Origin of the sequence: Pseudomonas sp. LS_2 (assembly GCF_042709235.1) — a bacterium.
Classification (GTDB): domain Bacteria; phylum Pseudomonadota; class Gammaproteobacteria; order Pseudomonadales; family Pseudomonadaceae; genus Aquipseudomonas.
Window position 1 is genome coordinate 1 of the sequence record NZ_JAVAYC010000014.1, and the last position, 24333, is coordinate 24333.

Genomic DNA, 24333 nt, shown 5'->3' on the forward strand with positions numbered 1-24333 from the left:
GTCGTAGCCGCCCTTGCCCGCGAACAGGCCGGTTTGCTCCTGCACGCTCTGGTACTTCGAGTCGAGCTTGGTCTGGCTGACGCTCAGGCTGCCGCTGGCGCCCGCGCCGATGATGGCGACGCTCACCCCGCCGCTGACGTTGGTTTGCTTGGACTTGTAGTCGTCGGTGTCTTGCAGGCTCTGCAAGGTCAGGTCGCGGCCCACGTCGGCGACGATCTTGTCGGCGTTGACCTGCGCGCCTTTGAGCGTGGTGTCCCGCCCACTGTTAAGGCTGGCCTGGTTGCCAGCATCGAGCGTGGTTTCGGTCTAGGTGGTGCCGGTGCCTTTTTCGTTGCCGGCAGAAAAGGGACGGATTTATTTTCCGTACTCTAATCCCTGTCGATCATGCCGCATTTCAATAGGCTTGATGTTAAACTGCCAAATCAAAAAAAGCCGACCAAAGGGCTAACGTAGCCGACACCAGTGAAATTTAGAGCAAGGAAAATAAATCCGTCCCCTTTTGTCTCTCTTTTGTCTGGTAACCGCCAGCTCGCCCTATCCCTTTTCTCTTTTTCCCCTTTCCTCTTTAAATTAGGATATCTCTTTCCGCTTAATCCGCTGCCATAAACGCATGCACACTCAGACCAGTTGGAGGGAACTGAGCAGGAAGAATTTTTGACGATATTTTTCCAACGAGTAATTTCAGGAGAAATTCTACACATCCCAAACTGTAAATCTCTTCTTCTCTTTGGTCCGAACTATGAATAGCAACCTTCCAAGAGTCGGCCGCCCCTCCACTACCCATACAAATGTTTCTCCATTATCCGTCACCGCCCAAGGTAAAAAAGAACACTCCTCAGGGTATTTTGGCCTCACATAATCTAATGGGAACTCCTGACGCATCACACCATAAGCATCTATGAAATACATACTTTTTTGAAGCTTATGTTTGAATTATTTGAAAACGGATTGAGCACCCAAACAAACCCATCAATCAACCCGCCCCCATAAACCTCAACAAACGCCTTAAAATCTTTCGGAAATTGCGCGCCTGTTTCTTTTTCGGCCTCACCCCACACTATTCCACTTGCATCACGCTGAGATGGCGGGGGTAAAATCTTAATCAGTTCTTTTATCATATGAGAAGTTTTTAGCGGAGCCAGCAGTTTCGCCTGCTCCTTTTGCACCAACTAATCAGCCACTATTTTTTGCGTCAAGCTAGCGACTTTAGATTTAAGCATTTCATCGTCCAACTCATACTCTTCCCTTGACTCATCTGGCTCGTACATGTCCGCAGCACAAAAAATGCTGGACAAGCACTCGCTCAGCAAAGGCTCATCGAGTTGAAGGAGATTCCTATCTCGCTCAATTTTCCAAAGCTCAATATACGCCTCAGAAAAAATTTCGGCCGTCAGCCTTCCGGCCACATATGATCTTGCAAATTCCAAGAGAGTAAAACTCATCGTAGAACCCCATTTTTCATATAGTTATCAAACTGCTGAGTCCTGGCGAAAACTTAAAGCCCGTCACAAAATTTCCAGACGCATCGAGCACAACAGCGTTGTTGGTGCTCGAATTGAAGAACACCTTGGAGTCTTTTACGAATCCGTATGTACCCTGCTGAATCGTAGAAGTGGAACTCATGTGGGCTTTGATTGCAGGCTCATACTGAGCAAGTGTTTCAGAATTTTTCTTTGTAGTCACCACACCAAAATCCGAAGCATGCTTGAATTTTTTATCGAGCTGCTTCTGGGTAACGCTAGTTAACGCCTCAGCAACACTATCACCTTTTGCACCCACCTCCTTTACCGGGAGCGCATACGGCATGCCAGCCTCAGCATCCAGCGATACAGTCGAGGAATATGGTGCCTTTCCTGTAGCATTCCCCTTCGCCTTAGCAGCAGCCTCCGCCGCCTCAGCCGCCCCCTTGCACCCAGCCTTCACCACCTTACCAACAGCAGTCCCAATCGGTAAGACCGCAGCCGTCGCCAGCTAGCTAATATCCAGGAAATTGTTCTGCCTCCTTTCGGCTATCTACGAACTACGCAAAGTCCACCACCGGCAACTAATATCAGGCTCAATATTAACTCTAGCCTCTGATATAGATTCACAGACATCGAAAACCACACGGATCCCCGCTCCTGAATCATCACGAATCATCTCAATAGCGCTTACTTTTTCTGAAGAAATAACCATCATATCCCTATTGGCAAACCTCCATACAACCTGAAAAGACTCCATAACTGCGCTGAAAGAAAAGTCCAGCTCGACGTTTCCATCATTAGACTTAACCAAAAATCGAATTAAAGCCAAACCTGGATCAACCTCGATAGGGCTTATACCAAACTCTTCCAAAAAATCATTTTCGCGTGGAAATCTCATCCTAAAGCCCTCAGTGAAGCGGTATGACTGTACTCAATTTACGAGTTCCGTCGTTAAGAACCTGAAACGTACTTTGAAGGTTAGCAGCCTTTCCAGACGGCCCTACAAACAATGATTCCCTCACTTCAAAATTCCCGTATTGATTACTGTAAGTTTTCAAGACGTTACCTTGAGTTTTGGCCGAAAGTACCAAGTGGTCCGTCAACATCTGACGACCATCGATATTATCTGGGACTCCAAGCCTCTTCATTTCAAGTGCAAGCTGGTTAGAGCGAGCAGCATTGTGAGAGCTGCTAGCTACACGACCAAATAGGTAATCAAATTTACCTGGGGCAATTTCTACGACCGTTTCAACCTTTGAGCCCTTTTTCAACCCAGTACTGAAATCACCCGCCCCCTCAACAACCTGCCCATTAACGGTTGTTGTACCCTTGGGGTACTCAACACCAAGCGAATCGCTGTACGGCCCATCCGAACTCGACCAAGTAGGATTCCTACCATTCCCCTTCGCCTTAGCAGCAGCCTCCGCCGCCTCAGCCGCCTCCTTGGACCCAGCCTTCACCACCTTACCAACAGCAGCACCAATCGGTAAGGCCGCAGCCGCCGCCAGCAGGTATTCCTCTGCCGTATTAGCCTCAACGAAACCCTTGATAGTGCCAACAACCGGCAGGAAGTCAGCGCCAAACAGCCCCGCGCCAACGAGCAGTTCCTTCTGGTGAGCCTCCATCTTCACAGCACAGGCATCGCTGCTAAGTCCCGCGCAGCTCTGCGCCTTGAACTCCTTGACCGCTCGTATCAGTTCATCCTGCGCCCTCTGGTATTTCTCCTCTTGGGTAATCCCAGCAGCTTTGTTCTCGATGATGTCGCTAAGCGCGTTGTTTTCGGCAGCGTTCCTCCCCGCCTGCCCCGCCGCAACAGCACCCGACAGGTCACCACCCACTGCAGCCCCTGCCATACCCGCAGCAAGCGTTGCCAGAGCGGAAACCGTTTCCTTCTGCGCTTCGCTCAGCGCCTTGCCATCGCTCGTGCCATACAACTGCTGAGCAATCAGATGCGCCGCCAACTCCCCCGACGCCGCTCCCGCAGCCCCAGCCGCTGCCGAATTCCCCTGCGCCTGCGCCACCACAGCGCCCAGTACCGCATGCGCCATCACATTCAGCGCCGCGTTATCCCCGGTCGACTTCTTGATGAGCTGCGCCACATACGGCGCCGAAGCCCCCGCCAACGCCCCGCCGATGTTGCCACCGGCCAACCCTTGCAAGGCCGCCGTCACCGCCTGGGTGACGCGCTGGTAATCCCCGCTGGTGCCGTTCTTGCCCATGATCCGCTGGTAGGCCTTGGTGCCCACCAACTGCTGGTTGTACTGCTTGAGGTCTTCGTCACTGGCGCCTTTGGCCGGCGCCTTGATGCCCTGGGCTTCCAGCTCGGCGGTGGCCTCTTGGTTGGCTTTGCGCAGCCCTTCGGTGCGGATGATGTCCGACACCTGCGTACCAATCTCGCCAATCAACTGCACCTGTTGCAGGCGCCGCTGCTCTTTCTCCTTGTCGAAGATCGGGCTGATGCTGCCGTTGGCGTTTTCCACATCGCGGCTCAGGGTCGCGACGTCCTGCTGTTGGTTGGCCGCGTCACGCACTTCCAGCGTGCCGTTTGAGATCGCCGACGATGTGGTGCCGCTGGCGCTATCGCCATGGCTCGCCGCAATCAACATCCCGCTCGGCATGTTGCTGGTGAACCCGGTAGTACCGCTGTTGCCGCCACTCACGCTGGCGCTGACTACCTGGCTCTTGTACTCGGCCTTGTTCTCGATATCGCTCCAGCCCAGGGTGCCGGTGCTGAGGCGGTTCTTGTCGGCGTCGGCGGTGCTGGCGATGACGCTGCCGTCGAGCTGGGTGTGCTTGCCGACTTCTATGTCGTAGCCGCCCTTGCCCGCGAACAGGCCGGTTTGCTCCTGCACGCTCTGGTACTTCGAGTCGAGCTTGGTCTGGCTGACGCTCAGGCTGCCGCTGGCGCCCGCGCCGATGATGGCGACGCTCACCCCGCCGCTGACGTTGGTTTGCTTGGACTTGTAGTCGTCGGTGTCTTGCAGGCTCTGCAAGGTCAGGTCGCGGCCCACGTCGGCGACGATCTTGTCGGCGTTGACCTGCGCGCCTTTGAGCGTGGTGTCCCGACCGCTGTTGAGGCTGGCCTGGTTGCCGGCATCGAGCGTGGTTTCGGTCCAGGTGGTGCCGGTGCCTTTTTCGTTGCCGGAGCCTTTGTTGGCGTTGGCGAAGATGCTCAGGCCACCGCCGTTCGAGCCGAACCCGATACTGGCACCAATGGCACCGCCGCTGCTGCTGTTCTTGCCATCCAGCTTCTGGCGGTTGGCCGCAGCCTCCAGCAGCAGGTCGCGCTCGGCCTCCAGCGACAGGTTGTTACCCGCCTTCAGCTGGCTGCCTTGCACGCGGATATCGCCTTCGGTGGCCACCACGCTGAGGTCGTTGCCGCTGGTGAGGCTGCTGCCTTGGCTGACGGTCTGTTCCTGGGTTTGCCGCGAACTCGACTTCTGCCCGCCCAGCGAAATGGCGATGCCGACGAACTCCCCGGCGTTCGCCGAGTTCATGCCGCCGTTTTCCTGCGCAGCCTGCCAGGCTTGCACGCCGGTCAGGCCGGCCTTGATGCCTTGCAGCGCAGCGAGGCGGCTGTCTTCTTCCTTGGTGGCCTGCTTGGTGGTCTGGTAGGCGGTATCGATCGCGCTGCCCACCGTTCCGGACAAGGCAAGGGTCAAGCCACTGCTCTTGCTCTTGGAGGTTTGCTCGCTCTTGTTGTGGCTTTCGGCGGCGACGATTTCGACGTTCTGCCCGACCAGGCTGATGTCCCGGCCAGCAATCACCTCGGAACCTTTTACCCCCAGGTTCTTGCCAGCCTCAATGGACACATCGCCCATCACGCTGCCGACCGTACTGGCCTTGGCGCTCTCGGTGCTGCTGGTGGAGGTGTGCTGCATCTGGGTAGAACCCAGGGTGAAGCCGATACCGCCGCTGCTGAGCAGGCCGGATTTCTTCTTCGAGGTGGAATGGCTTTGCTCGAAGGTTTCGGTGGCGCTTTCGATGTGAACATCGCGCCCGGCCAGCAAGCTGGTGTCATGGGTGGACACCACGCTGCTGCCCGACACGCCGATATCCTGCGCCGCGCGTACCACCACGGTGTCGCCGCTGACCGACGCGCCTTCCTGGGTGACGGAGTGCGAGCTGTCGATGCGGGTTTTCTGGCTGCTCGACAGCCCCGAGCTGCTGGTTTTGGTCTTGCGGTAGTAGCTGTAGTCGCTGTTCTCTGCGGCGACCAGGTTCACATCGCCGCCTGCGTAGAGGTACGCCTCCTTGCCCGCCGTTGCCTGGCTGGCGCTCAGGGTCAGGTCGTCGCCAGCCTTCAGCGCCAGGTTGCCGCCTGCCACCACGCTGCTGGACACCTGCTGCACGTGGTCTTCCTGCGCCGTAACCTTGCGCGTCTTGGTCGCCGAATGCTGCTCGTTGGCAGCAGATACCAGGCTCAGATCCCCAACGGCAGTAATCGCCAGGTCACGCTTGACTTCGACCTGGCTGGCGACCGCGGTTACGTCTCGCCCGGCGCTGATCGTGAGGTCTTGCCCGGCGTGCACGCTGGAGCCGTTCTGGGTGACGCTGGAGTTGTTGTGGCGCACGCCATGGTCGTTGCTGACCCGTTGCGCCACCGACGTGAGGCTGACATCGCGGTCGGCCTTGATGCTGGTGTCGCCGCCGCTGCTGAGCGCGCCGCCGCGATTGAGCACATCGCGACCGGCGTTGACCACCAGGTTGTTGGTCGCTTCTACCCGGGCGGCGTTGTCAACGAAGTCGCGCTGCTGGGCGTAGCTGCCGTTGTTGCTCTGGTGCGAGGTCAGGGTGCGTTCGTTGATGACGTCCTGGCCTGCGGTGAGGCTTACATCGCGCCCGGCGATGATGCCGCCGGCCTTGTTCATCAGGTCGTTGCCCGCTTGCAGGTCGAGGCGGTTGCCGGCATCGACCAGGCCGCTGTTGACCAGGTTACTGCCCGCCTGGGCCGACAGGGTGTTGCGGGCGCGCAGGGTGCCGACGTTGTCGAGTTTCTGGCCAGCAATAAGGCTTACGTCGCTGCCAGCGATCAAGGCACCATTGGCGGCGAGGCGGTGGTTGGCGTTGGCCAGGTAGAGCACCGGCACCAGCACTTGCTCGCCATTCACCTCGGCGCTTTCCAGCCAGACGATGTCGTGGGTGAGCGCGGCCACTTGCGCCGAGGTCAGGCTGACGCCCAGTGCCAGGTCGAGCTGCTGCTTGCTCTGCAGGGCGTTGTCCATCAAGTGCTTGAACAGCGCTTCGTCACTGTTCTGGCCGTCGAGCAAGCGCTGGCCGGTGCGAGCCACCAGCGCCTGCTGGATCAGGCGCTGCTCGTAGAAACCATCGCCCAGGCGCTTGGCGCTGTCGTCGGGGTTGTAGCCGAGGTTGGCCAACAGGTAGTCCGAGCTCATGAACTGCTTGAGGTCGGTGAGCGCCGGGTTGGTTTCGATCAGGTACTTGTGCGAGCTGCTGCCAACGCCGCTGCCGATCACGGCGTTGGCGCTGTCGCCAGTGAGGCGGAACAGGCCGTTCTGCCCCTCGGGAAGGGTGAAGTCCGGCAACGCCAGCGGGTTCAGTTGTTGCTGGGCAAGGTCTGGCGGCAACTGCTGGTTCAGGCTGATCCGCGTGGAGAACGCGGTGCCGGGGGCGCTGGTGTCGGTGCGTGCGCCGCTGCCGATATAGCTGTAGCCGGGGCGCACCACACTGCTGTCGATGCCATTGGCAGCGTTGATGCTGACGGTGCCGCCGGCCTGTATCACGCCGGCGTAGCGCTGGTCGCCGACGGCCAAGGTGCGGCGGCTTCCCAGGCTGACCCACTCTTGCTCGGTCATGCCGATGAAGCTGGCCATGGCGCCTTGCAGGCCGGCCAGGTTGTTGGGGTTGTAGCCTGGGTTCTGGTACCAGTACTGGCTGTTGAACGCGTTGGCGGCGTCGTACCAGGCACCGCCATTGCGGGTGCGCGCCGACATGAAGATGCGCGTGGTTTCGGTTTCGCCGGTCTGTACGCCGCTGTTGGTCAGGTTGTCGACCGCGATCGTCAGGTTGCCAGCAGCGGCGATGGTGCTGCTGCTGTTGAGCAGCTCGCTGCCGTTGATAGCGAGGTTGCTGCCAGTGGTGATGCTGGAGGCGGCGCTTGCCTCGGTGACTTCGAACTTGTCGCGCTGGACGATTTCCCAGACATGGTTGCGCTTGCCGCTGCAATCACCGGCGTTGTAGCCCTCGATACAGGCCACTTCGCTGATGCGTGCGGTGTAGGCGCCCTGGTCGCTGGTTTCGAGCACCGCCCGCACGTTCTGGATGCTAGTGGCGGCCAGGCTCATCGCGCCGTCGCTTTGCAGCGAGCCGGAACTGTTGACGATGCGGCTGGCCAGGCCGCCCTGGCCGTCGCGGTCGATCGTCAGGCTGCCGAGGCTATACACATCGGCGTAGCTGTTGCTCAGGCTGTCGACCCGCAGCGCCATGTCGCCGCCGCTGAACAGCAGGCCCCGCTCGTTGCTCAGGGCGCCGGTGCCCAAGGTGAGGTTGCCGGAGGCAGCAAGCGTGCCTTGGTTGTGTACGCCCGCCGCGCTAAGGCCCAGGTTGCCGGCCGTGGTGATGCGGCCGGCGTTGTTCAGTTGCCCTGCCACCTGCACGCTGGTGTCGGCACCGCCTGCGATGCTCGCGGTACTGCCCAAAGTCAGCTGACCGGCACTCAGGCCCAGGGTGTCGCGGCTGCTCAGCCGGCCATTGCCGCTGTAGCCGCCGTCCAGGTCGAGGCTGAGGCTACCGTCGCTGGCGATCAGGCCATCGTTGACCCAGGTGCCGCCGCTGCCCACCAACGCTTGGCCCGCCAGCAGTTGGCCTGCGGCGGTCTGGCTGAAGTTGCCGACGTTGACCGTCAGGCGCCCGGCCTGGATGACGCTGCTGTTATTCCAGCTGTCGGCATTCAGGGCCAGGCTGCCGTGGGTGACGATGCTGCCCCCGGCGCCGGTGACCGTACCAGTGGCGATATCGAAGGTACCCAGGCCCACGTGCAACAGGCTGCCGCCGGCGTTGAGGAAACTGCCGGCGCCCAGGCCCAGGTCGTGGCTGGCGCTTTCCAAGGTGCCACTGCGGTTGTCGAGCAACCCATCGATGGCGAAGCGGGTGTTGCCCGTGCGGTCCAGGGTACGCAACTGGCCGGACTGGTTATCGAGGCTGGCGGCCCTGATGGTCAGGGTGCTGTCGCTTTCGATGATGCCCTGGCGGTTGTTCAAGGCACCGCTGAGGTCGAAGTCGACCTGTTGGCCTGCGACCTGGCCGCTGTTGTCGAAGTCGTTTGCGCTGACCTTCACCAGGCCCTTGGCGTACAGCCCACCATCGCGGTTGTCGACATTGCCAGCGGTGATGTGCGCATCACCGTCCTGGGCGGTGATGCGTCCGCCGTCGTTGGTGATATCACCGGTATTCAGGCTGAGCAGGCCCTGGCTCTGTAGTGTGCCCTGGGTGTTGACCAGGCTGCTGGCGAAGAGGCTCATCAGGCCGTCGCTGACGATATGCCCGCCTTGGTTGGATACCGCTGCCGTGCCTTCCAGGCGCAGCGGCCCGGCGCTGCTCAGCTTGCCTTGTGTGTTGGTCAGCGCGCCCAGCAGCGTAAGGTTGACCTCACCTTTGCCAGCCAGGCTACCGCCGCTGTTGTCCAGGCTGTGGGCGGTGATGCGCAGCGCCTCGATGGCATTGATACCGCCGCCCACATTGCCGAGGGTCATGGCGTTCAGGGTAAGGGCCGCGCCGCTGTCGATCAGGCCGCCCTGGGCGTTGTTCAACAGGTCGCTGACGACCAGGTTTTGCTCACCTGCACTGGAGAGGATGCCGCCGTCGCTGTTGTCGAGGTTCGCCGCCGTCACGCTCAGGGTTTGCTGGCTGGCCAGGGTGCCGCCGCCGCTGTTGCGCAGCTCGCCGCTGACCGTTGCCTCGACGCTACCGCTGCTGCTGGCCACCTTGCCCTTGTTGCGGTTATCCAGGCTGCCGGCATTGACGGTGACCTGCCGCTGCCCGCTCAGGGTGCCGCCCTGGTTGTCCAGGGTCTGGGTAACGGTGGCGCTCAGGGTGCCGCTGGCCAGCAGGTTCTTGCCGCGGTTATCCAGGTGCTGTGCGGTGATCTGCAGGTCGCCGTTGGCGTTGCGGCTGTTGTCGGCATTGACTCCCGCTTCGATGACGCCCTGGTTGGTCAGGCGGGCGCCGCTGGCCAGGTCGACACGCTCGCCCGCCGCCAGGGACTTACGGTTGGTCAGGTCGCCCTGGGTGTGGACTTTGAGTTCCTTGCCGGCATACACCGTGCCCTGGGCATCCAGGCTGGCGGCGTTGATGGCCACCGAGCCCTTGGCGGCGCTGGCCTCGGCCATGCGCAGCTGGCCGTTGGCATCGATCTGCATGTCGCCGCCACTGGCGATCATCTGGCCGTCGAGCTTTACCCCAACCCCGGCCTCGGTGCCCACCAGCTTGATGGTGTTGGCGTACATGCCGCCCAGGGCCGAGGCATCGATGGCCAGTTGCGGGGCATCGTCCGGGTTGGCGGTGCGGGCCGTGGCATCGAGCGTGCGGGCGTCGACGTCGTTGGCGCCGGTGACCATCGCCAGGTGCTTGGCCTGGATCTGCGCGTTGACCTTGGCGCTGCGGGTGATGATCTCGAACTGGTCGATATTGCTGGCGTTAAGCCCAGCACCCTCGATAGCGACGCTGCCCTGCTCCACCTGGTAGCGCTGCAGCTGGCCATGCTCGATCACCGGCTTGCCGGTGGTCAGCGTGGCCTTGGGCGTGTTGATGAAGCCGCAACCGTTACAAGTGACGCCATAGGGGTTGGCGACGATGACATGGGCCGACTGCCCGGCCACTTCGGTGTAGCCGCGCAGCTGGCTGGGGCTGCCGCCGTTGACCTCGTTGAGGATCACATTGGCCGAGCGGCCATTGAGGTTGGGGTTGCCGACGATGATGCCGCCCAGTTGCGTGGCCTGGGTGCGGTCGGTGGCGTTGTTGAGGATCAACCCCTGCTGGCCGACGTTGTAGTCGTTGAAGGTGTTGTGCGACAGGCCGCTGCCATTGGGCGCGACGATGTTGACGACGGGCACCCCGTTGCCCGCCTGGCCGACGCTGGTGCCCGGGCCGTTGGGCACCACCCCATCGGCCATCGCCACCAGCGGCTGCCAGAACATCATGTTGACCAGCATGAACGCTAGCCCGCGCTTGGAAAGACCCCAGAAGGTGCGGCGCTCACGCAGCGCAGCACTGGGTTGGCGAGCCAGCAGTTCGAACTGACGAAAATCCATTTCGATGATCTCGGGAAAACGGGGAATTAGAGGAAGACGTCCAGGCGGAAGTAGATCGGCGCTTCGCGTTCGCTCAAGGCATCCGGACGCTCGAGGGAATGGGCGAACAGCACGCTGGTGGCCAGGTGCTTGCCGCGGGCGAACAGCTCCAGGGAGTCGCTGGAGACGCGACCATGAACCTCGCCGTTGTAGCGGTCGTTGCGGATGGCACCGACGTCGTAGCCCAGCGCCATGCCGTACTCGCCGAACACCGGGTACAGCCAGCTCCAGGTCACCGGGCGGCTCCAGCGCAGGTCGTTGCGCCAGTAGTAGCCGCTGTCGCCGGTGAGGCTCTGGTCTTTGTAGCCACGGATCGATGAAAGGCTACCCAGGCTCATGCGCTGCGGGCTGAACAGGATGTCTTCGCTGCGCTGGCCGGTCACCAGGCTGCTGAACACCAGCGACTCGCCCCATAGCCGCAACGGCTGCAGGAAACTGACGGTGGCGGTGTACTTGCGGTAGCGGGCGTTGGCCTGGCGGCTGCCGAAGTCGCCGCGCTGGTTCTCGCGCTGGGCGTCGAAGGCACCGATGCCCTCCTGCATGCCCAGGTCGAGGTTGACGAAAGCCCCGCCCACTCGCCGCCCATGGTTGACCCCGAACTGGGCCTCGCTCAGACGGTGGCTGCTGTAGCCCAGCTTGCTGTCTTCGATGTAGTTGTTGGTACGCAGGTAGCTCAGGCCAGTGTTCAGCGAGGTCTTGCTTAGCCCGTCGCGGTGGATCACCCGCTCCAGGCGCAACTGGTGGTTCTGGCTGTCGCCGGTCTGCTCGAAATCGAAGCCGCTGGCCTGAGCCTGGGAGCGGTATTCGCTCTGGCTGTAGCTATAGGTGAGGTTCCACCAGCCGAACGGCAGGTTGTAGTAGAGCATGGCGTTGCGCGAGGATTTCTGATGGTCGCTGATCGCATCGCGGCCACCGCGCAGCACCAACTGGTCGGCCAGGCCCAGCGGGCTGTCCCATTCGAAGGTGGTGGCCCACTGCTGCTCGCCGGTGCTCTTCTGCCCATCGTTGCTGCGCGACAGGCCCGCGCGCCACGGCTTGCCCGGGGTGTTGCGCACCAGTACCTGGCTGCCGCCCACCGCCTGGCCTGGGGTGAGTTCCATCTTGGCCTGGTTGGACGGCAGGCGGTTGAGCTGGTCGACCATCTGCTCGACCTGGCGCAGGTCGAGGCGCTCGCCGAGCGAGCCAGGGAAGGTCATGTCCAGTTCGCGGGCGCTGAGGGTACTGCCTTCGGCGGCCTTGAGGCCTTCTAGCCGGCCTTCCACCACCAGCACTTGCAGGTGCCCTCGGGAAAGGTCTTGCTGCGGCAGGTAGGCACGGCTGGTGACCAGGCCCTTGGCGAGGTAAAGGTCGGTGATGGCCTTGAGCAACGCGTTGAGTTGCGACACGCCCAGGCATTGGCCGAGGTAGGGCTTGAGCAGGCCGTCGCGCTCGGCCGCGGACAACGCATCGGCACCCTTGAGCTCGATGTGGCTGATGGGGAAGCAGCGGCTGTCGACGGGGGCTGTGGGTGCCGTTTGCGGGGTGCTTTGGCCGGGGAGGTCCTTGAGTTCTTCGAGGCGCCGTTGCTGCTCTTCCAGCAGTCGGTTCTGGCGGTCGCGAATCAGGTCCTGGTCGCCTGGGTTGCTGAGCGTCGCCGCCAGCACGGCATTTGCGGAGGCTGCCAACCACAGGCAGCAGCAGGACAGCGCAAGGCGCGCCCTGAGTCCCAGACTAGGGGGAAACATGTTCAATCCTTCGAAACACGGGAAAAAGAGCGCGCGATACTAGTTAGCCACTAACCCGGCGTCAAACACCGTTACAACATAACGACAAATGGTCGGTTCTGTAGGAGCGGGCTTGCCCGCGAAAAAAACACCGCGGTGCATGGCCAGGGCTTTGCCCGGGTTCGCGGGCAAGCCCGCTCCTACAGGTATTGCGCAAACCTTGCGGCTGCGATCAAACCGCCATCGGCGCGGTCATCGGCGCATGGTGCTCATAGCCTTCCAGGCTGAAATCGCTCGGTTCGATCTTCTCCAGCCACGCTGGCTCGTACTTGCCGGTGTCGGCGAACGCTGGCACGCGGTCGCTGATGACCAGCTTCGGCGCTGGCAGGGGCTCGCGCTTGAGCTGCTCGTTGAGCATGTCGAGGTGGTTCTCGTACACATGCGCATCACCAATGAAGTAGGTGAACCAGCGCGGGGTGTAGCCGGTGAGGCGGCCGAACAGCGACAGCAGCGCGGCGCCTTCGGTGAGGTTGAACGGCGTGCCCAGGCCCAGGTCGTTCGAACGGATGTAGAGGGTCAGGGAGATTTCCCGGGTCTCGACGTTCGGGTGGAACTGGTACAGCAGGTGGCAGGGCGGCAGGGCCATTTCATCGAGCTGGGCGCAGTTCCAGCCGTGGAACAGAATGCGTCGGCTGCCCGGGTCGTTGGCGATGGTGTCCAGGCACTGGCGCACCTGGTCGATGGCCTTGTACAGGATGACGAACGCCTCACCGCCCTCTTCGTCCTGGGCGATGCGGCGAAAACCTGCCTTCTCGGCCATTTCGATGGCCGCCGGGTTGCTCAGCGGGATGCGCTTGTAGCCCGGCCACTGGCGCCATTGCACGCCGTAGATCTCGCCAAGGTCGTCATGCCCCTGGCGGAACGGGTTGGCCAGCCACTGGGCGTTCTCGTTGGCATTCTGGTCCCACACCTTGCAGCCAAGCTCGCGGAACTCCCCGGCGTTCTTCACCCCACGCAGGAAACCGACCATTTCGCCGATCGCCGACTTGAACGCCAGCTTGCGCGTGGTGACGGCGGGGAAGCCTTTTTGCAGGTCGAACTTGAGCATGGCGCCCGGCAGGCTGATGGTGCGCACGCCGGTACGGTTCTGTTGCAGCGTGCCGTTCTCGATGACGTCGCGAACCAGGTCTAGATACTGTTTCATGGCTTACCTGTAGCAAGAACGGCAGGGGGAGCGCCCCTGCCGCGGGAATCAAACGGCGGCCTTGGCCGTTGGGGTGTGGTTGTAGGCCCACCAGATCAGGAAGATACCGCCGACGATCATCGGCACGCAGAGCAACTGACCCATGGTCAACCAGCCGAAGGCAATGTAGCCCAGCTGCGCGTCAGGCACCCGCACGAACTCCACGATGAAGCGGAAGATGCCATAGAACAGCGCGAACATGCCGGAAACGGCCATGGTCGGGCGCGGTTTGCGCGAATACAGCCAGAGGATGACGAATAATGCCACACCTTCGAGGGCGAACTGGTACAGCTGCGACGGGTGACGCGGCAGCTGCGCGGGGTCGCTGAACGGTGGGAACACCATGGCCCAAGGCACGTCGGTGGCCTTTCCCCACAGCTCGGCGTTGATGAAGTTGCCGATGCGCCCGGCGCCCAGGCCGATTGGCACCATCGGGGCGACGAAGTCCATCAGCTCGAAGAACGACTTGTTGTTGCGCTTGCCGAACCACAGCGCCGCCAGCATCACGCCGATGAAGCCACCATGGAACGACATGCCGCCCTTCCACACCTCGAAGATCAGTGTGGGGTTGGCGAGGTACTGGTGCAGGTCGTAGAACAGCACGTAGCCCAGGCGTCCGCCGACGATCACCCCCATGGACAGCCAGAACACCAGGTCGGAAAGTTTCTCGCGGTTCCAGGTGGGGTCGAAGCGGTTCAGCCGACGCGAGGCGAGCAGCCACGCGCCGCCGATGCCGATCAGGTACATCAGGCCGTACCAGTGGATTTTCAGCGGCCCGATGGCCAGGGCCACGGGGTCGATCTGCGGGTAAGGCAGCATGGTGGTTCCTCTCGGTTAAATCAGGAAGCTTGAGCCGACGCAGAACAATAGCGCGGCGAACAGGCGCTTGAGCAGGCGTGGCGACAGCTTGTGCGCCAGGCGCGCGCCGAAGCGGGCGAAGAACATGCTGGTGACGGCAATGCCAAGCAGTGCCGGCAGGTACACGTAGCCAAAGCTGTGCTCGGGCAGGTGGGTTTCGTGCCAGCCCAACACGATGAAACCCAGGGCGCTGGCCAGGGCGATCGGCAGGCCGCACGCAGAGGACGTGGCCACCGCCTGCTGCATCGGCAAACTGCGCCAGGTGAGGAACGGCACGGTCAGCGAGCCGCCGCCGATACCGAAGATCGCCGAGGCCCAGCCAATCACCCCGCCGGCGCCGATCAGCCCGGGCTTGCCGGGGATGCCGCGGCTGGCCTTGGGCTTGAGGTCCAGGGCCATCTGCACGGAGACCAGCAGGGCGAAGCAGCCGATGATCTTCTGCAACATCGGGCCTTGGATCAGCGAAGCGGTCTTGGCACCGATGCCGGCACCGATGAGGATGCCGACGGTCATCCACAGGAAGATCGGCCAGCGCACCGCGCCTTTGCGATGGTGCTCGCGCACGGCGTTGATCGAGGTAAAGACGATGGTGGCCAGGGAAGTGCCGACCGCAAGGTGGGTGAGCACTGAAGCATCGAAGCCTTGCAAGGTGAAGCTGAACACCAGCACCGGCACGATGATGATGCCGCCGCCCACGCCGAACAGGCCGGCGAGGACACCGGCGCAGGCGCCCAACAGCAGATAGAGAACGAATGCCATTCGCCGCCCCAGAGGAAATCAATCCGCAATGGTAACGGAAGCCAGTACCGGGGCTCTAGTGAACTCTGTGTCAGGTGATGGCTTGCGCCTGGCGCAGTGGGTAGAGTGGCGAAAAACACAGAGGCCAACCTATGTGCCTGATCGTATTCGCCTGGCGACCGGGGCATGCCCTGCCGCTGGTGGTCGCGGCCAACCGCGACGAATTCTATGCAAGGCCTACCCAGGCGCTGGCAGCCTGGGACGATGCCCCCGGCGTGCATGCCGGGCGCGACCTGGAAGCGGGCGGCACCTGGCTGGGCGTGGGGCCAGGCGGGCGCTTCGCGGCGCTGACCAATATCCGTGACCCGAAGCAGCCGGTAGGGCCACGCTCGCGGGGCGAACTGGTGGCGGCGTACCTGCGCGGCGAACTGGGAGTGGAGGCTTACCTGGACCAGGTCGCCAGCCGCAGCGCGCAGTATTCGGGGTTCAACCTGCTGGTGGGCGACGGGCAGCAGCTCGGTTACCTGAATGCCCGCAACCCCGCTCCACGCTTGTTGGAGCCGGGAGTATATGGGGTGTCGAACGCCGGGTTGGACACGCCCTGGCCGAAACTGGTCAAGGCGCGGCGGGCATTGGCGCAGACGCTGGATTCACCCGATCCGCAGCGACTGCTGGCGATTCTCGCCGATGACGCCACTGCTGCTGATGGGGAGCTGCCGGAGACAGGCGTAGGGCTGGCCACGGAGCGGTTGCTGTCGAGCGTGTTCATTGCCAGCCAGAGCTATGGAACGCGGGCCAGTACCGTGCTGATTGTCGATGATCAAGGCAAAAGGCGGATGATCGAGCACAGCTTCGGCCCGTTTGGTGGGCATTTGGGGGAAGTGGAACTGGTTGTCTGACTTTAGTGCTGGGTTGGTTTCACTGCCCTCTTCGCGGGCGAGCCCGCTCCTACAAGGTTCAGCACTGTACTTGTAGGAGCGGGCTTGGCCGCGAAGAGCCAAGACCTGCCAAAGCAAAATTCAGAGGGTCTTGTTCGGCCCGATCATCCGTGCCAGCCCCAGGTTCTTCAACGCCAACTGCAACGCGCTGTGGATAACCTGCGGGTTGTCATGCCCCATGGCCTCGACCAGCAGCTCACGGGCCTTGCTCATGTTGATCTGGCGCAGCATCCACTTGACCTTGGGCAGGTTGGTGGCGTTCATCGACAGGCTGTCGAAGCCCATGGCCATGAGCAGGATCGCCGCCGCCGGGTCGCCGGCCATCTCGCCGCAGATGCTCACCGGCTTGCCTTCGGCATGGGCGTCACGGACAACGGTCTGCAAAGCTTGCAGCACCGCCGGGTGCAGGTAGTCGTAGAGGTCGGCGACACGCGGGTTGTTGCGATCGACCGCCAGCAGGTACTGGGTGAGGTCGTTGGAGCCGACCGAGAGGAAGTCCACCTGGCGCGCCAGCTCCTTGGTCTGGTACACCGCGGCAGGAATTTCCACCATCACCCCAACCGGTGGCATCGGCACGTCGGTGCCTTCGTCGCGCACCTCGCCCCAGGCGCGGTGGATCAGGTGCAGCGCTTCTTCCAGCTCGTGAATGCCGGAAATCATCGGCAGCAGGATACGCAGGTTGTTCAGCCCCTCGCTGGCCTTGAGCATGGCGCGGGTCTGCACCAGGAAGATTTCCGGGTGGTCGAGAGTGACGCGAATGCCGCGCCAGCCCAGGAAAGGGTTCTCTTCCTTGATCGGGAAGTACGACAACGCCTTGTCGCCGCCGATGTCCAGGGTGCGCATGGTCACCGGCAGAGGGTGGAAGGCCGCGAGCTGCTCGCGGTAGATCGCCAACTGCTCTTTCTCGCTGGGGAAGCGCTGGTTGATCATGAACGGCACTTCGGTGCGGTACAGCCCCACGCCCTCGGCGCCACGCTGCTGGGCGCGGGCCACGTCAGCGAGCAGGCCGGTGTTGACCCACAGCGGCATGCGGTGGCCGTCCGGGGTGATGCACGGCAGCTCGCGCAGCGCATCCAGGCCCTTGGCCAGCTGGCGTTCCTCTTCGACCACGTCGCTGTACTGCTTGCGCAGCACATCGCTGGGGTTGGTGAACACCTCGCCCTTGTAGCCGTCGACGATCATCTCGATGCCGTCGACCTTCGAATAAGGAAGGTCGACCACGCCCATGACCGTGGGAATGCCCATGGCACGCGCCAGGATCGCCACGTGGGAGTTGCCCGAGCCGAGCACCGAGACCAGGCCCACCAACTTGCCTTCCGGCACCTCGCCGAGCATGGCCGGGGTGAGCTCTTCGCTGACCAGGATGGTGTTGTCGGCGTACACCAGCGACTGCGAGCGGGCTTCCTGCAAATAGGCCAGCAGGCGGCGCCCGAGGTCCTTGACGTCGGAGGCACGCTCGCGCAGGTAGTCGTCGTCCATCAGCTCGAAACGGTTGACGTGCTCGCCTACCACCTGGCGCAGCGCGCCCTGGGCCCACTGGCCGGTCTTGATGACCTCGACCACCTCGCCACCAAGGGCGGCGTCTTCAAGCATCATCAGGTAGACGTCGAACAGCGCACGCTCTTCCGGACGCAGCTGGGTAGCGAGCTTGGCCGACAGCTTGCGCATGTCGGCACGCACGCCTTCGAGGGCGGTATTGAAAAGCTTGAGCTCGGCGTCGATATCGTCGACGGTCTTGTCCGGCACCACTTCCAGGTCGGCGGGCGGCAGCATGACCACGGCGCGCCCGACCGCAGCACCCGGCGAGCCCGGCACACCGACGAAGCGGGCTTCCTGGATACCCTTGCCCTGACGCCCCAGGCCACGGATGGAGCCGGTGGCCTCGGCGTGGGCGATAACCCCGGCAAGCTGCGCGCTCATGGTCACCAGGAAGGCTTCCTCGCCTTCATCGAACTGGCGACGCTCTTTTTGCTGGATGACCAGTACGCCGACGACCCGGCGGTGGTGGATGATCGGCGCACCGAGGAAGGAGGCGAAGCGCTCTTCGCCGGTTTCGGCAAAGTAGCGGTAGCGCGGATGGTCGGCGGCGTTTTCCAGGTTCAGGGGTTCTTCGCGGGTGCCGACCAGGCCAACCAAGCCTTCGTTGGGGGCCATGCTGACCTTGCCGATGGAGCGCTTGTTCAGGCCTTCAGTAGCCATGAGCACGAAGCGGTTGGTCTCCGGGTCGAGCAGGTAGACCGAGCAGACCTGGCTGCCCATGGCTTCCTTGACGCGCAAGACAATGATCCCCAACGCCGTCTTGAGATCTTTGGCGGAGTTCACTTCCTGGACGATCTTGCGCAGCGTATTGAGCATGGCTCGGGGTCGGACTCCGTCGTCAGTCGCGCGTCAGCAGGCGCGGGGCTAGCTCTTTCAGGGCGCGACGGTAGACCTCGCGCTTGAATGTCACCACCTGGCCCAGGGGATACCAGTAGCTGACCCAGCGCCAGCCATCGAACTCCGGCTTACCGGTCAGGTCCATGCGCACCCGCTGCTCATTGCTCACCAGGCGCAGCAGGAACCACTTCTGTTTCTGGCCTATGCACAGCGGTTGGCTGTGGGTGCGCACCAGGCGCTGGGGTAAACGATAACGCAACCAACCTCGGGTGCAGGCAAGAATTTCCACATCCTCGCGCTCCAGCCCGACTTCTTCGTTCAACTCGCGGTACAGGGCATCTTCCGGCGTTTCGTCAGGGTTGATACCACCCTGGGGAAACTGCCAGGCATCCTGGTTGATCCGCCGAGCCCATAGCACCTGCCCGGCATCATTCGTGAGAATGATCCCGACGTTGGGGCGAAAACCATCCGGGTCGATCACGGCAGCAACCTCGAAAACGCATGTCGCCGCATTGTTCCACAAAGCCTGCGAGCGCAGCAACGCGCCCGCCAAGCTTATCTGCGGCGAGATGGAAACTCCGTATTCTGCGGGGCTTCCCACGGCTGGTTGCGAGCGCCACACCGGGCATGGCAACGATATACCCGGTTTGCATGAACGCAAGGTGACGCGCCGCAAGCGCGGGATGCTGGAGCGCGGGTTGCAAGCGGGTGCACTACACAGGCTTGGCGCCCATCAACCCGGCGATGGAGAGCACGCACACACCACTGAACAGCGCCAACGCCAAGGTGAGCCGCAACCCCACCGGCTCGGCCTTGCGCAGCCGGTTGAGGCGCACCAGTAACCACCATGCTGCCAACGCGCCGGCGGTATAAAGGACGCTGGAGGCGAGCAACCAGGCCTGCCCCAACGGCCAGCCCACCAGGTGCACCAGCCACCAACCGGTGAACGGCAGGCTCACCAGGCACAGCCCCATCAACAGCCAGACGAACACCAGCGGCCGGCGCAGCAGCTTGGCGTATGCCTCGCCATCGCCCTGGCGGCGTGCGCGCAAGGTCCAGGCCGCCAGCCCCAGCGCGCCCAGCAGCAGCAGCGCAGTGGCGAGGATATGCAGGGTCTTGAGGGTGGTCAGGTATTCCATTGGGTCCTCGGCAAGGCGGCGGGTGACTTTACCGGCCCTTCGCGGGCAAGCCCGCTCCTACAGGCACCGCGTCGCTCTCGAGGGCAGCGGAGAATCTGGAGGAGCGGGCTTGCCCGCGAAGGGGCCGACACAGGCTCAAGCGTAGCCGCTCAACCCAGGAACAGCTTGTACGCCGGGTTGTCGGTCTCGTCCCAGTACGGGTAGCCGATCTTTGCCAGCGCCTCCGGCACCAGGTGGCGCTCGTCGTCAGGCACCTGCAGGCCAGCCACCACGCGCCCATCGGCCGCGCCATGGTTGCGATAGTGGAACATCGAGATGTTCCAGCGCCCACCCAGCTTGTTGAGGAAATTGAACAGCGCGCCCGGCCGCTCGGGGAATTCGAAGCGCAACACCAGCTCGTCGCTGACCCCCACCGAATGGCCGCCCACCATGTGGCGAATATGCATCTTGGCCAGTTCGTTGTCGGTCAGGTCGGTGACCGGGAAACCCTGCTCGGTCAAATGCTGCACCAGCGCAGCACGCGGGTCGGTTTCCGGATGGGTCTGCACGCCGACGAAGATGTGCGCCTCCTTGTCGGCGTGGTAGCGGTAGTTGAACTCGGTGATCTGGCGCTTGCCGATGGCCTCGCAGAACGCCTTGAAGCTGCCAGGTTGCTCGGGAATGGTCACGGCGATGATCGCCTCGCGTTTCTCGCCCAGCTCGGACCGCTCGGCAACGTGGCGCAGGCGGTCGAAGTTGACGTTGGCGCCTGAGTCGATCGCAACCAGGGTCTGCCCCGACACGCCGGTGAGTTCCACATACCTCTTGATGCCTGCAACACCCAATGCGCCGGCAGGTTCGGTGATCGAGCGGGTATCGTCGTAGATGTCCTTGATAGCCGCACAGATTTCATCGGTACTGACCGTTATTACCTCGTCCACGTGCAGCTTGCAGATATCGAAGGTGTGCTGGCCGATCTGAGCCACCGCCACGCCATCGGCGAACAGCCCGACCTGCGGCAATATCACGCGCTCACCGGCAGCCATGGCGGCTTGCAGGCAGTTGGAGTCGTCTGGCTCGACGCCGATCACCTTGATTTCCGGGCGCAGGTATTTCACGTAGGCGGCAATACCGGCAATCAGCCCGCCCCCCCCGACAGGCACGAAGATCGCGTCCAGCCGGCCCGGGTGCTGACGCAGGATCTCCATGGCCACGGTGCCCTGCCCGGCGATGGTGTGTGGGTCGTCATAGGGGTGGATATAGACAAAACCCTTTTCGTCCACCAGCTTCAGCGAATAGGCCAGCGCCTCGGGGAAGGAATCGCCGTGCAGCACCACCTTGCCACCGCGCGAACGCACGCCCTCCACCTTGATTTCCGGAGTGGTCTTGGGCATCACGATGGTCGCCTTGATGCCCAGCTCGCGGGCCGCCAGGGCCAGGCCCTGGGCATGGTTGCCGGCCGAAGCGGTTACCACGCCGCGCGCCAGCTCCTCGGGGGTCAGCTGCGCCAGCTTGTTGTATGCCCCGCGGATCTTGAAGGAGAACACCGGTTGCAGGTCTTCGCGCTTGAGCAGCACGGTGTTGTTCAGGCGCTTGCTCAGCTGCCCGGCACTCTGCAAAGGGGTTTCGACCGCAACGTCGTAGACGCGCGAGGTGAGGATCTTCTTGACGTACTGTTCGAGCATCGCGGGAAACATCACAGGGCCGGGGGACAAGGCCTGGAAGTCTACCCCAGCGCTACGTCGGGCGACCACAGCAAAGCCGCGCGACTGGTTATACTACGCCACCTTTGAAACCTACCCCGCCCCTTTTCGGAGCCCGCATGTCCCAGGACCAACTGAAACAGGCCGTCGCCCAGGCCGCCGTCGACTTCATTCTGCCCAAGCTGGATGAGAAAAGCGTCGTCGGCGTCGGCACCGGCTCGACCGCCAACTTCTTCATCGATGCGCTGGCCCGGCACAAGACCGCCTTCGATGGCGCGGTCGCCAGTTCCGAGGCCACCGCCGAGCGCCTGAAGGCCCATGGCATCCCGGTGTACGAGCTGAACAGCGTCAGCGAACTGGAGTTCTATGTCGACGGCGCCGACGAGAGCGACGCGCACCTGAACCTGATCAAGGGCGGCGGCGCGGCGCTGACGCGCGAGAAGATCGTCGCGGCAGTGGCCCGCACCTTCATCTGCATCGCCGACGCCAGCAAGCTGGTACCGGTGCTCGGCGCCTTCCCGCTGCCGGTGGAAGTGATCCCCATGGCCCGCAGCCACGTGGCGCGTCAGTTGGTGAAACTGGGCGGCGACCCCGTTTACCGCGAAGGCGTGCTGACCGACAACGGCAACGTCATTCTCGACGTGCACAACCTGCAGATCACCAACCCGGTGGAGCTGGAAAGCCAGATCAACGCCATCGTTGGCGTAGTGACCAACGGCCTGTTCGCCGCACGCCCAGCGGACTTGCTGCTGCTGGGTACCGCTGAAGGCGTGAAGACGCTCAAGGCCGAGTAAGCTGGCGTAATTCGGGTAGGAGCGGGCAGGCCCGCTCCTACAGGCGCAGCGCAAGCCTCGCGCCAAGCGCCTTGAATTCGACTACTCAGCCGGCAACTTGAACACATAGAACAGGTTCGGCTCGCTCACCAGGTAGATCGTGCCGGCATCGTCCATTGCTATTCCCTCCGCCTGCGGCACGCTCTGCTTCAAGCCCTGGAAACCCTTGCGCAACGAAAGGGTGTTGAGCGGCTTGCCCTTCACGTCCAGCTCGACCACCAGCCTCGACTCGTCCGACAACGCCAGCAGGTGCCCGCTGCGCTCGTCGAACTGCAGGCTCGACAGGTCACGCACGAACAGCCGCGCGTCGCGCTTGTGGTCCTGCACTACATGCACCGCATAGGGCTGCTCGGGGTTCTGATGAGGAAAGCCGTGCACTTCGTAGATCATCATCGGGTCGCGCTCCTTGGCCACGAACAGGCGGTTGCCCTTCGAGTCGTAGGCCAGGCCCTCGAAGCCTTTGTTGCCGTTCAAGCCAATACCGAGGGTGAGCTGCTCGGCATCGTTGGCGTCGAGGAACAGCGTGTCGTCGTCCAGATGCACGCGAATCAACCGTTGCTGGCGTTCGTCGGTGATCACATAGCTGTTTGGCCCGATGTATTCCACCGCCTCCGGGTCGCCGAAGCCGGTCAGCGGCACGCGGCGCAGGATACGGCCATCGAGCGACAGTTCGATCAGCTCGGAGCGGGCATTGGTGACGGAAAACAGGGTCTTGCGGTCGGGGTCGTAGGTCAGTGCCGACAGGTCATCGTCCAGCCCCTCGATGGGTTGAGCCTCGACCACCACCTGGTAACGGTCCAGGCCAATGCTCTGCTCCGAAGGCTGCCACCAGGTCTTGAGGTTGAACCAGCCGCGTTCGAATAGACGAAACTGCTGGCCGGCCACGCCGAGTACCAGCAGCGTGGAAAGGCCAAGGACGAGCAGTAGAAAAGGCAGGCGAAGGTAACGGCGCATGGGACAGACTCGGCAAGAGGGTGACGAATCTAATCATGAACAGCTGAAGTAAAGCTTAATGCCATCATTTAAGCCGCTTTCAGTCCGGCAATGGTTGGAATACTGCACTAGAGCGGCTTAGCGCTTCTTGAAGCGATAGAACAGGTCGGGCTCGCTCACTACATAGAGGTTACCCTTGTCGTCCATCGCCACGCCCTCAGCCCTTGGGACTCGACTGGCAAGCCCATTGAAGCCGCCCAGCAAAGTCATGAAGCTGACCTGCTCGCCGCGCTCGTTCAGCTCAAGCAGCAGGTTGGAGTCTGCCGACAACACCAGCAGGTGGCCGGTACGCGGGTCGATGGTCAGGCCGGACAGGTTGCGCACCTCCAGTGCACTGCTGGGCAGCGCCTGCTTGTCGCCAGCAAGCGGGCCACGACCATCGGTGCGCCAAGTGAACAACTGGGCTGGGCGTTCCTCACCCAGTACCAGCTGCTGGTGCTTCGGGTCCCAGGCTATGCCTTCGAAACCTTTGTTGTCATCGGCCGATTCACCCAGGTCGAAGCTCTTGAAGTCTGCGTGGTTCAGAGCGCGGGTATTGGCATCCACCTTTACCAGGGTCAACAGGTGCGTACGCTCGTCAATGATCGCCATCTGCCCGTTTTCCAACATGGCCACGCCTTCAGGGTTGGACCAGCCAAGCAACGGCATCTTGCGCAGCACATCGCCATCGAGGCTCAGCTCGACCAGGAACGGGCGCTTGCCCGTCACCGTGAACAAGGTGCGGGTCTTCGGGTTGAAGGTCAGGTCGGACGCTTCAGCGTCGCCAACGCCCGGCATCACCTTGGCGTCGATGTCTGCCACGTAGTCTGGCAACCAGGTGCTGCTCACGCGCTCAGCCGGGGTTTCGAAATGTTCCTTGACCCACAGCCTGGCACGATCATCCCAGTGCATCAGCACCGACAAACCGTAGGCGGCCACGAGCCCCAGGGCCAGCCAGGGCAACAGCGTTCGGCGCTTCCTGGGCAGGGAAGGAAGGTAACCAGCAGATGGAATAGCCATGAAAACTCCTCGGCATGCCGAGTGATCCATGACTACGGCAGATAACGTTGTGGCGTCATT

General features: G+C 62.4%; 17 protein-coding genes and 1 pseudogene. 2 read left to right on the forward strand and 16 right to left on the reverse strand.

Going from position 1 to position 24333, the window contains the following annotated elements:
- The 10 genes and pseudogenes from RAC97_RS14390 to RAC97_RS14435 form a co-directional block, all read right to left on the reverse strand.
- Nucleotides 1–336 (reverse strand): annotated as a pseudogene (locus RAC97_RS14390) (hemagglutinin repeat-containing protein); the annotation flags it as partial.
- Between the two features lie 560 nt (nt 337–896).
- Nucleotides 897–1166 carry a hypothetical protein gene (locus RAC97_RS14395; protein ID WP_375100104.1) on the reverse strand — a complete coding sequence of 90 codons (270 nt, stop codon included), beginning with the start codon at nt 1164–1166 and terminating at the stop codon, nt 897–899.
- A gap of 3 nt (nt 1167–1169) precedes the next feature.
- Nucleotides 1170–1442, reverse strand: coding sequence for a colicin immunity domain-containing protein (locus RAC97_RS14400; protein WP_375100103.1), 273 nt, complete (start codon nt 1440–1442; stop codon nt 1170–1172).
- Nucleotides 1443–1458: 16 nt separating this feature from the next.
- Nucleotides 1459–1806, reverse strand: coding sequence for a colicin D domain-containing protein (locus tag RAC97_RS14405; protein ID WP_375100101.1), 348 nt, complete (start codon nt 1804–1806; stop codon nt 1459–1461).
- A 207-nt stretch (nt 1807–2013) separates the two neighbouring features.
- The gene (locus RAC97_RS14410; RefSeq protein ID WP_375100099.1) at nt 2014–2361 is read right to left on the reverse strand and encodes a hypothetical protein; all 348 of its coding nucleotides are present in this window, start codon (nt 2359–2361) and stop codon (nt 2014–2016) included.
- 10 nt (nt 2362–2371) lie between these two features.
- Complete coding sequence (locus RAC97_RS14415; RefSeq protein WP_375100097.1) at nt 2372–10732, reverse strand: hemagglutinin repeat-containing protein; 8361 nt, start codon at nt 10730–10732, stop codon at nt 2372–2374.
- A gap of 26 nt (nt 10733–10758) precedes the next feature.
- Nucleotides 10759–12495 carry a ShlB/FhaC/HecB family hemolysin secretion/activation protein gene (locus tag RAC97_RS14420; protein WP_375100095.1) on the reverse strand — a complete coding sequence of 579 codons (1737 nt, stop codon included), beginning with the start codon at nt 12493–12495 and terminating at the stop codon, nt 10759–10761.
- Between the two features lie 211 nt (nt 12496–12706).
- Nucleotides 12707–13678, reverse strand: coding sequence for a thymidylate synthase (locus RAC97_RS14425; protein ID WP_375100094.1), 972 nt, complete (start codon nt 13676–13678; stop codon nt 12707–12709).
- A gap of 48 nt (nt 13679–13726) precedes the next feature.
- The gene (gene lgt / locus RAC97_RS14430) at nt 13727–14536 is read right to left on the reverse strand and encodes a prolipoprotein diacylglyceryl transferase (protein ID WP_375100093.1); all 810 of its coding nucleotides are present in this window, start codon (nt 14534–14536) and stop codon (nt 13727–13729) included.
- Between the two features lie 15 nt (nt 14537–14551).
- Nucleotides 14552–15334 carry a sulfite exporter TauE/SafE family protein gene (locus RAC97_RS14435; RefSeq protein ID WP_375100092.1) on the reverse strand — a complete coding sequence of 261 codons (783 nt, stop codon included), beginning with the start codon at nt 15332–15334 and terminating at the stop codon, nt 14552–14554.
- Between the two features lie 131 nt (nt 15335–15465).
- Here RAC97_RS14435 and RAC97_RS14440 point away from each other — a divergent pair, with 131 nt between their 5' ends.
- Nucleotides 15466–16212 (forward strand): NRDE family protein, encoded by a 747-nt coding sequence (locus RAC97_RS14440; protein ID WP_375100091.1) that lies wholly within the window; start codon nt 15466–15468, stop codon nt 16210–16212.
- A gap of 120 nt (nt 16213–16332) precedes the next feature.
- Here the strand turns inward: RAC97_RS14440 and ptsP are convergent, their stop codons facing one another.
- From ptsP to ilvA, 4 genes are all read right to left on the reverse strand, one after another.
- Nucleotides 16333–18606: a phosphoenolpyruvate--protein phosphotransferase gene (ptsP, locus tag RAC97_RS14445; protein ID WP_375100089.1), complete on the reverse strand. Its 2274-nt coding sequence runs from the start codon at nt 18604–18606 to the stop codon at nt 16333–16335.
- A 22-nt stretch (nt 18607–18628) separates the two neighbouring features.
- On the reverse strand, nt 18629–19108 hold the full coding sequence (locus tag RAC97_RS14450) for an RNA pyrophosphohydrolase (protein WP_029614755.1): 480 nt from the start codon (nt 19106–19108) through the stop codon (nt 18629–18631).
- A gap of 232 nt (nt 19109–19340) precedes the next feature.
- Nucleotides 19341–19766, reverse strand: coding sequence for a DUF2269 family protein (locus tag RAC97_RS14455; protein ID WP_375100087.1), 426 nt, complete (start codon nt 19764–19766; stop codon nt 19341–19343).
- 149 nt (nt 19767–19915) lie between these two features.
- Nucleotides 19916–21430 (reverse strand): threonine ammonia-lyase, biosynthetic, encoded by a 1515-nt coding sequence (ilvA, locus tag RAC97_RS14460; protein ID WP_375100085.1) that lies wholly within the window; start codon nt 21428–21430, stop codon nt 19916–19918.
- Nucleotides 21431–21567: 137 nt separating this feature from the next.
- Here ilvA and rpiA point away from each other — a divergent pair, with 137 nt between their 5' ends.
- On the forward strand, nt 21568–22242 hold the full coding sequence (rpiA, locus tag RAC97_RS14465; RefSeq protein ID WP_375100083.1) for a ribose-5-phosphate isomerase RpiA: 675 nt from the start codon (nt 21568–21570) through the stop codon (nt 22240–22242).
- An 81-nt stretch (nt 22243–22323) separates the two neighbouring features.
- On the opposite strand, the gene RAC97_RS14470 is transcribed toward rpiA, so the two are convergent.
- Nucleotides 22324–23235: an SdiA-regulated domain-containing protein gene (locus RAC97_RS14470; RefSeq protein ID WP_375100081.1), complete on the reverse strand. Its 912-nt coding sequence runs from the start codon at nt 23233–23235 to the stop codon at nt 22324–22326.
- Nucleotides 23236–23352: 117 nt separating this feature from the next.
- On the reverse strand, nt 23353–24273 hold the full coding sequence (locus RAC97_RS14475; protein ID WP_375100080.1) for an SdiA-regulated domain-containing protein: 921 nt from the start codon (nt 24271–24273) through the stop codon (nt 23353–23355).
- Nucleotides 24274–24333 lie beyond the last annotated feature (60 nt).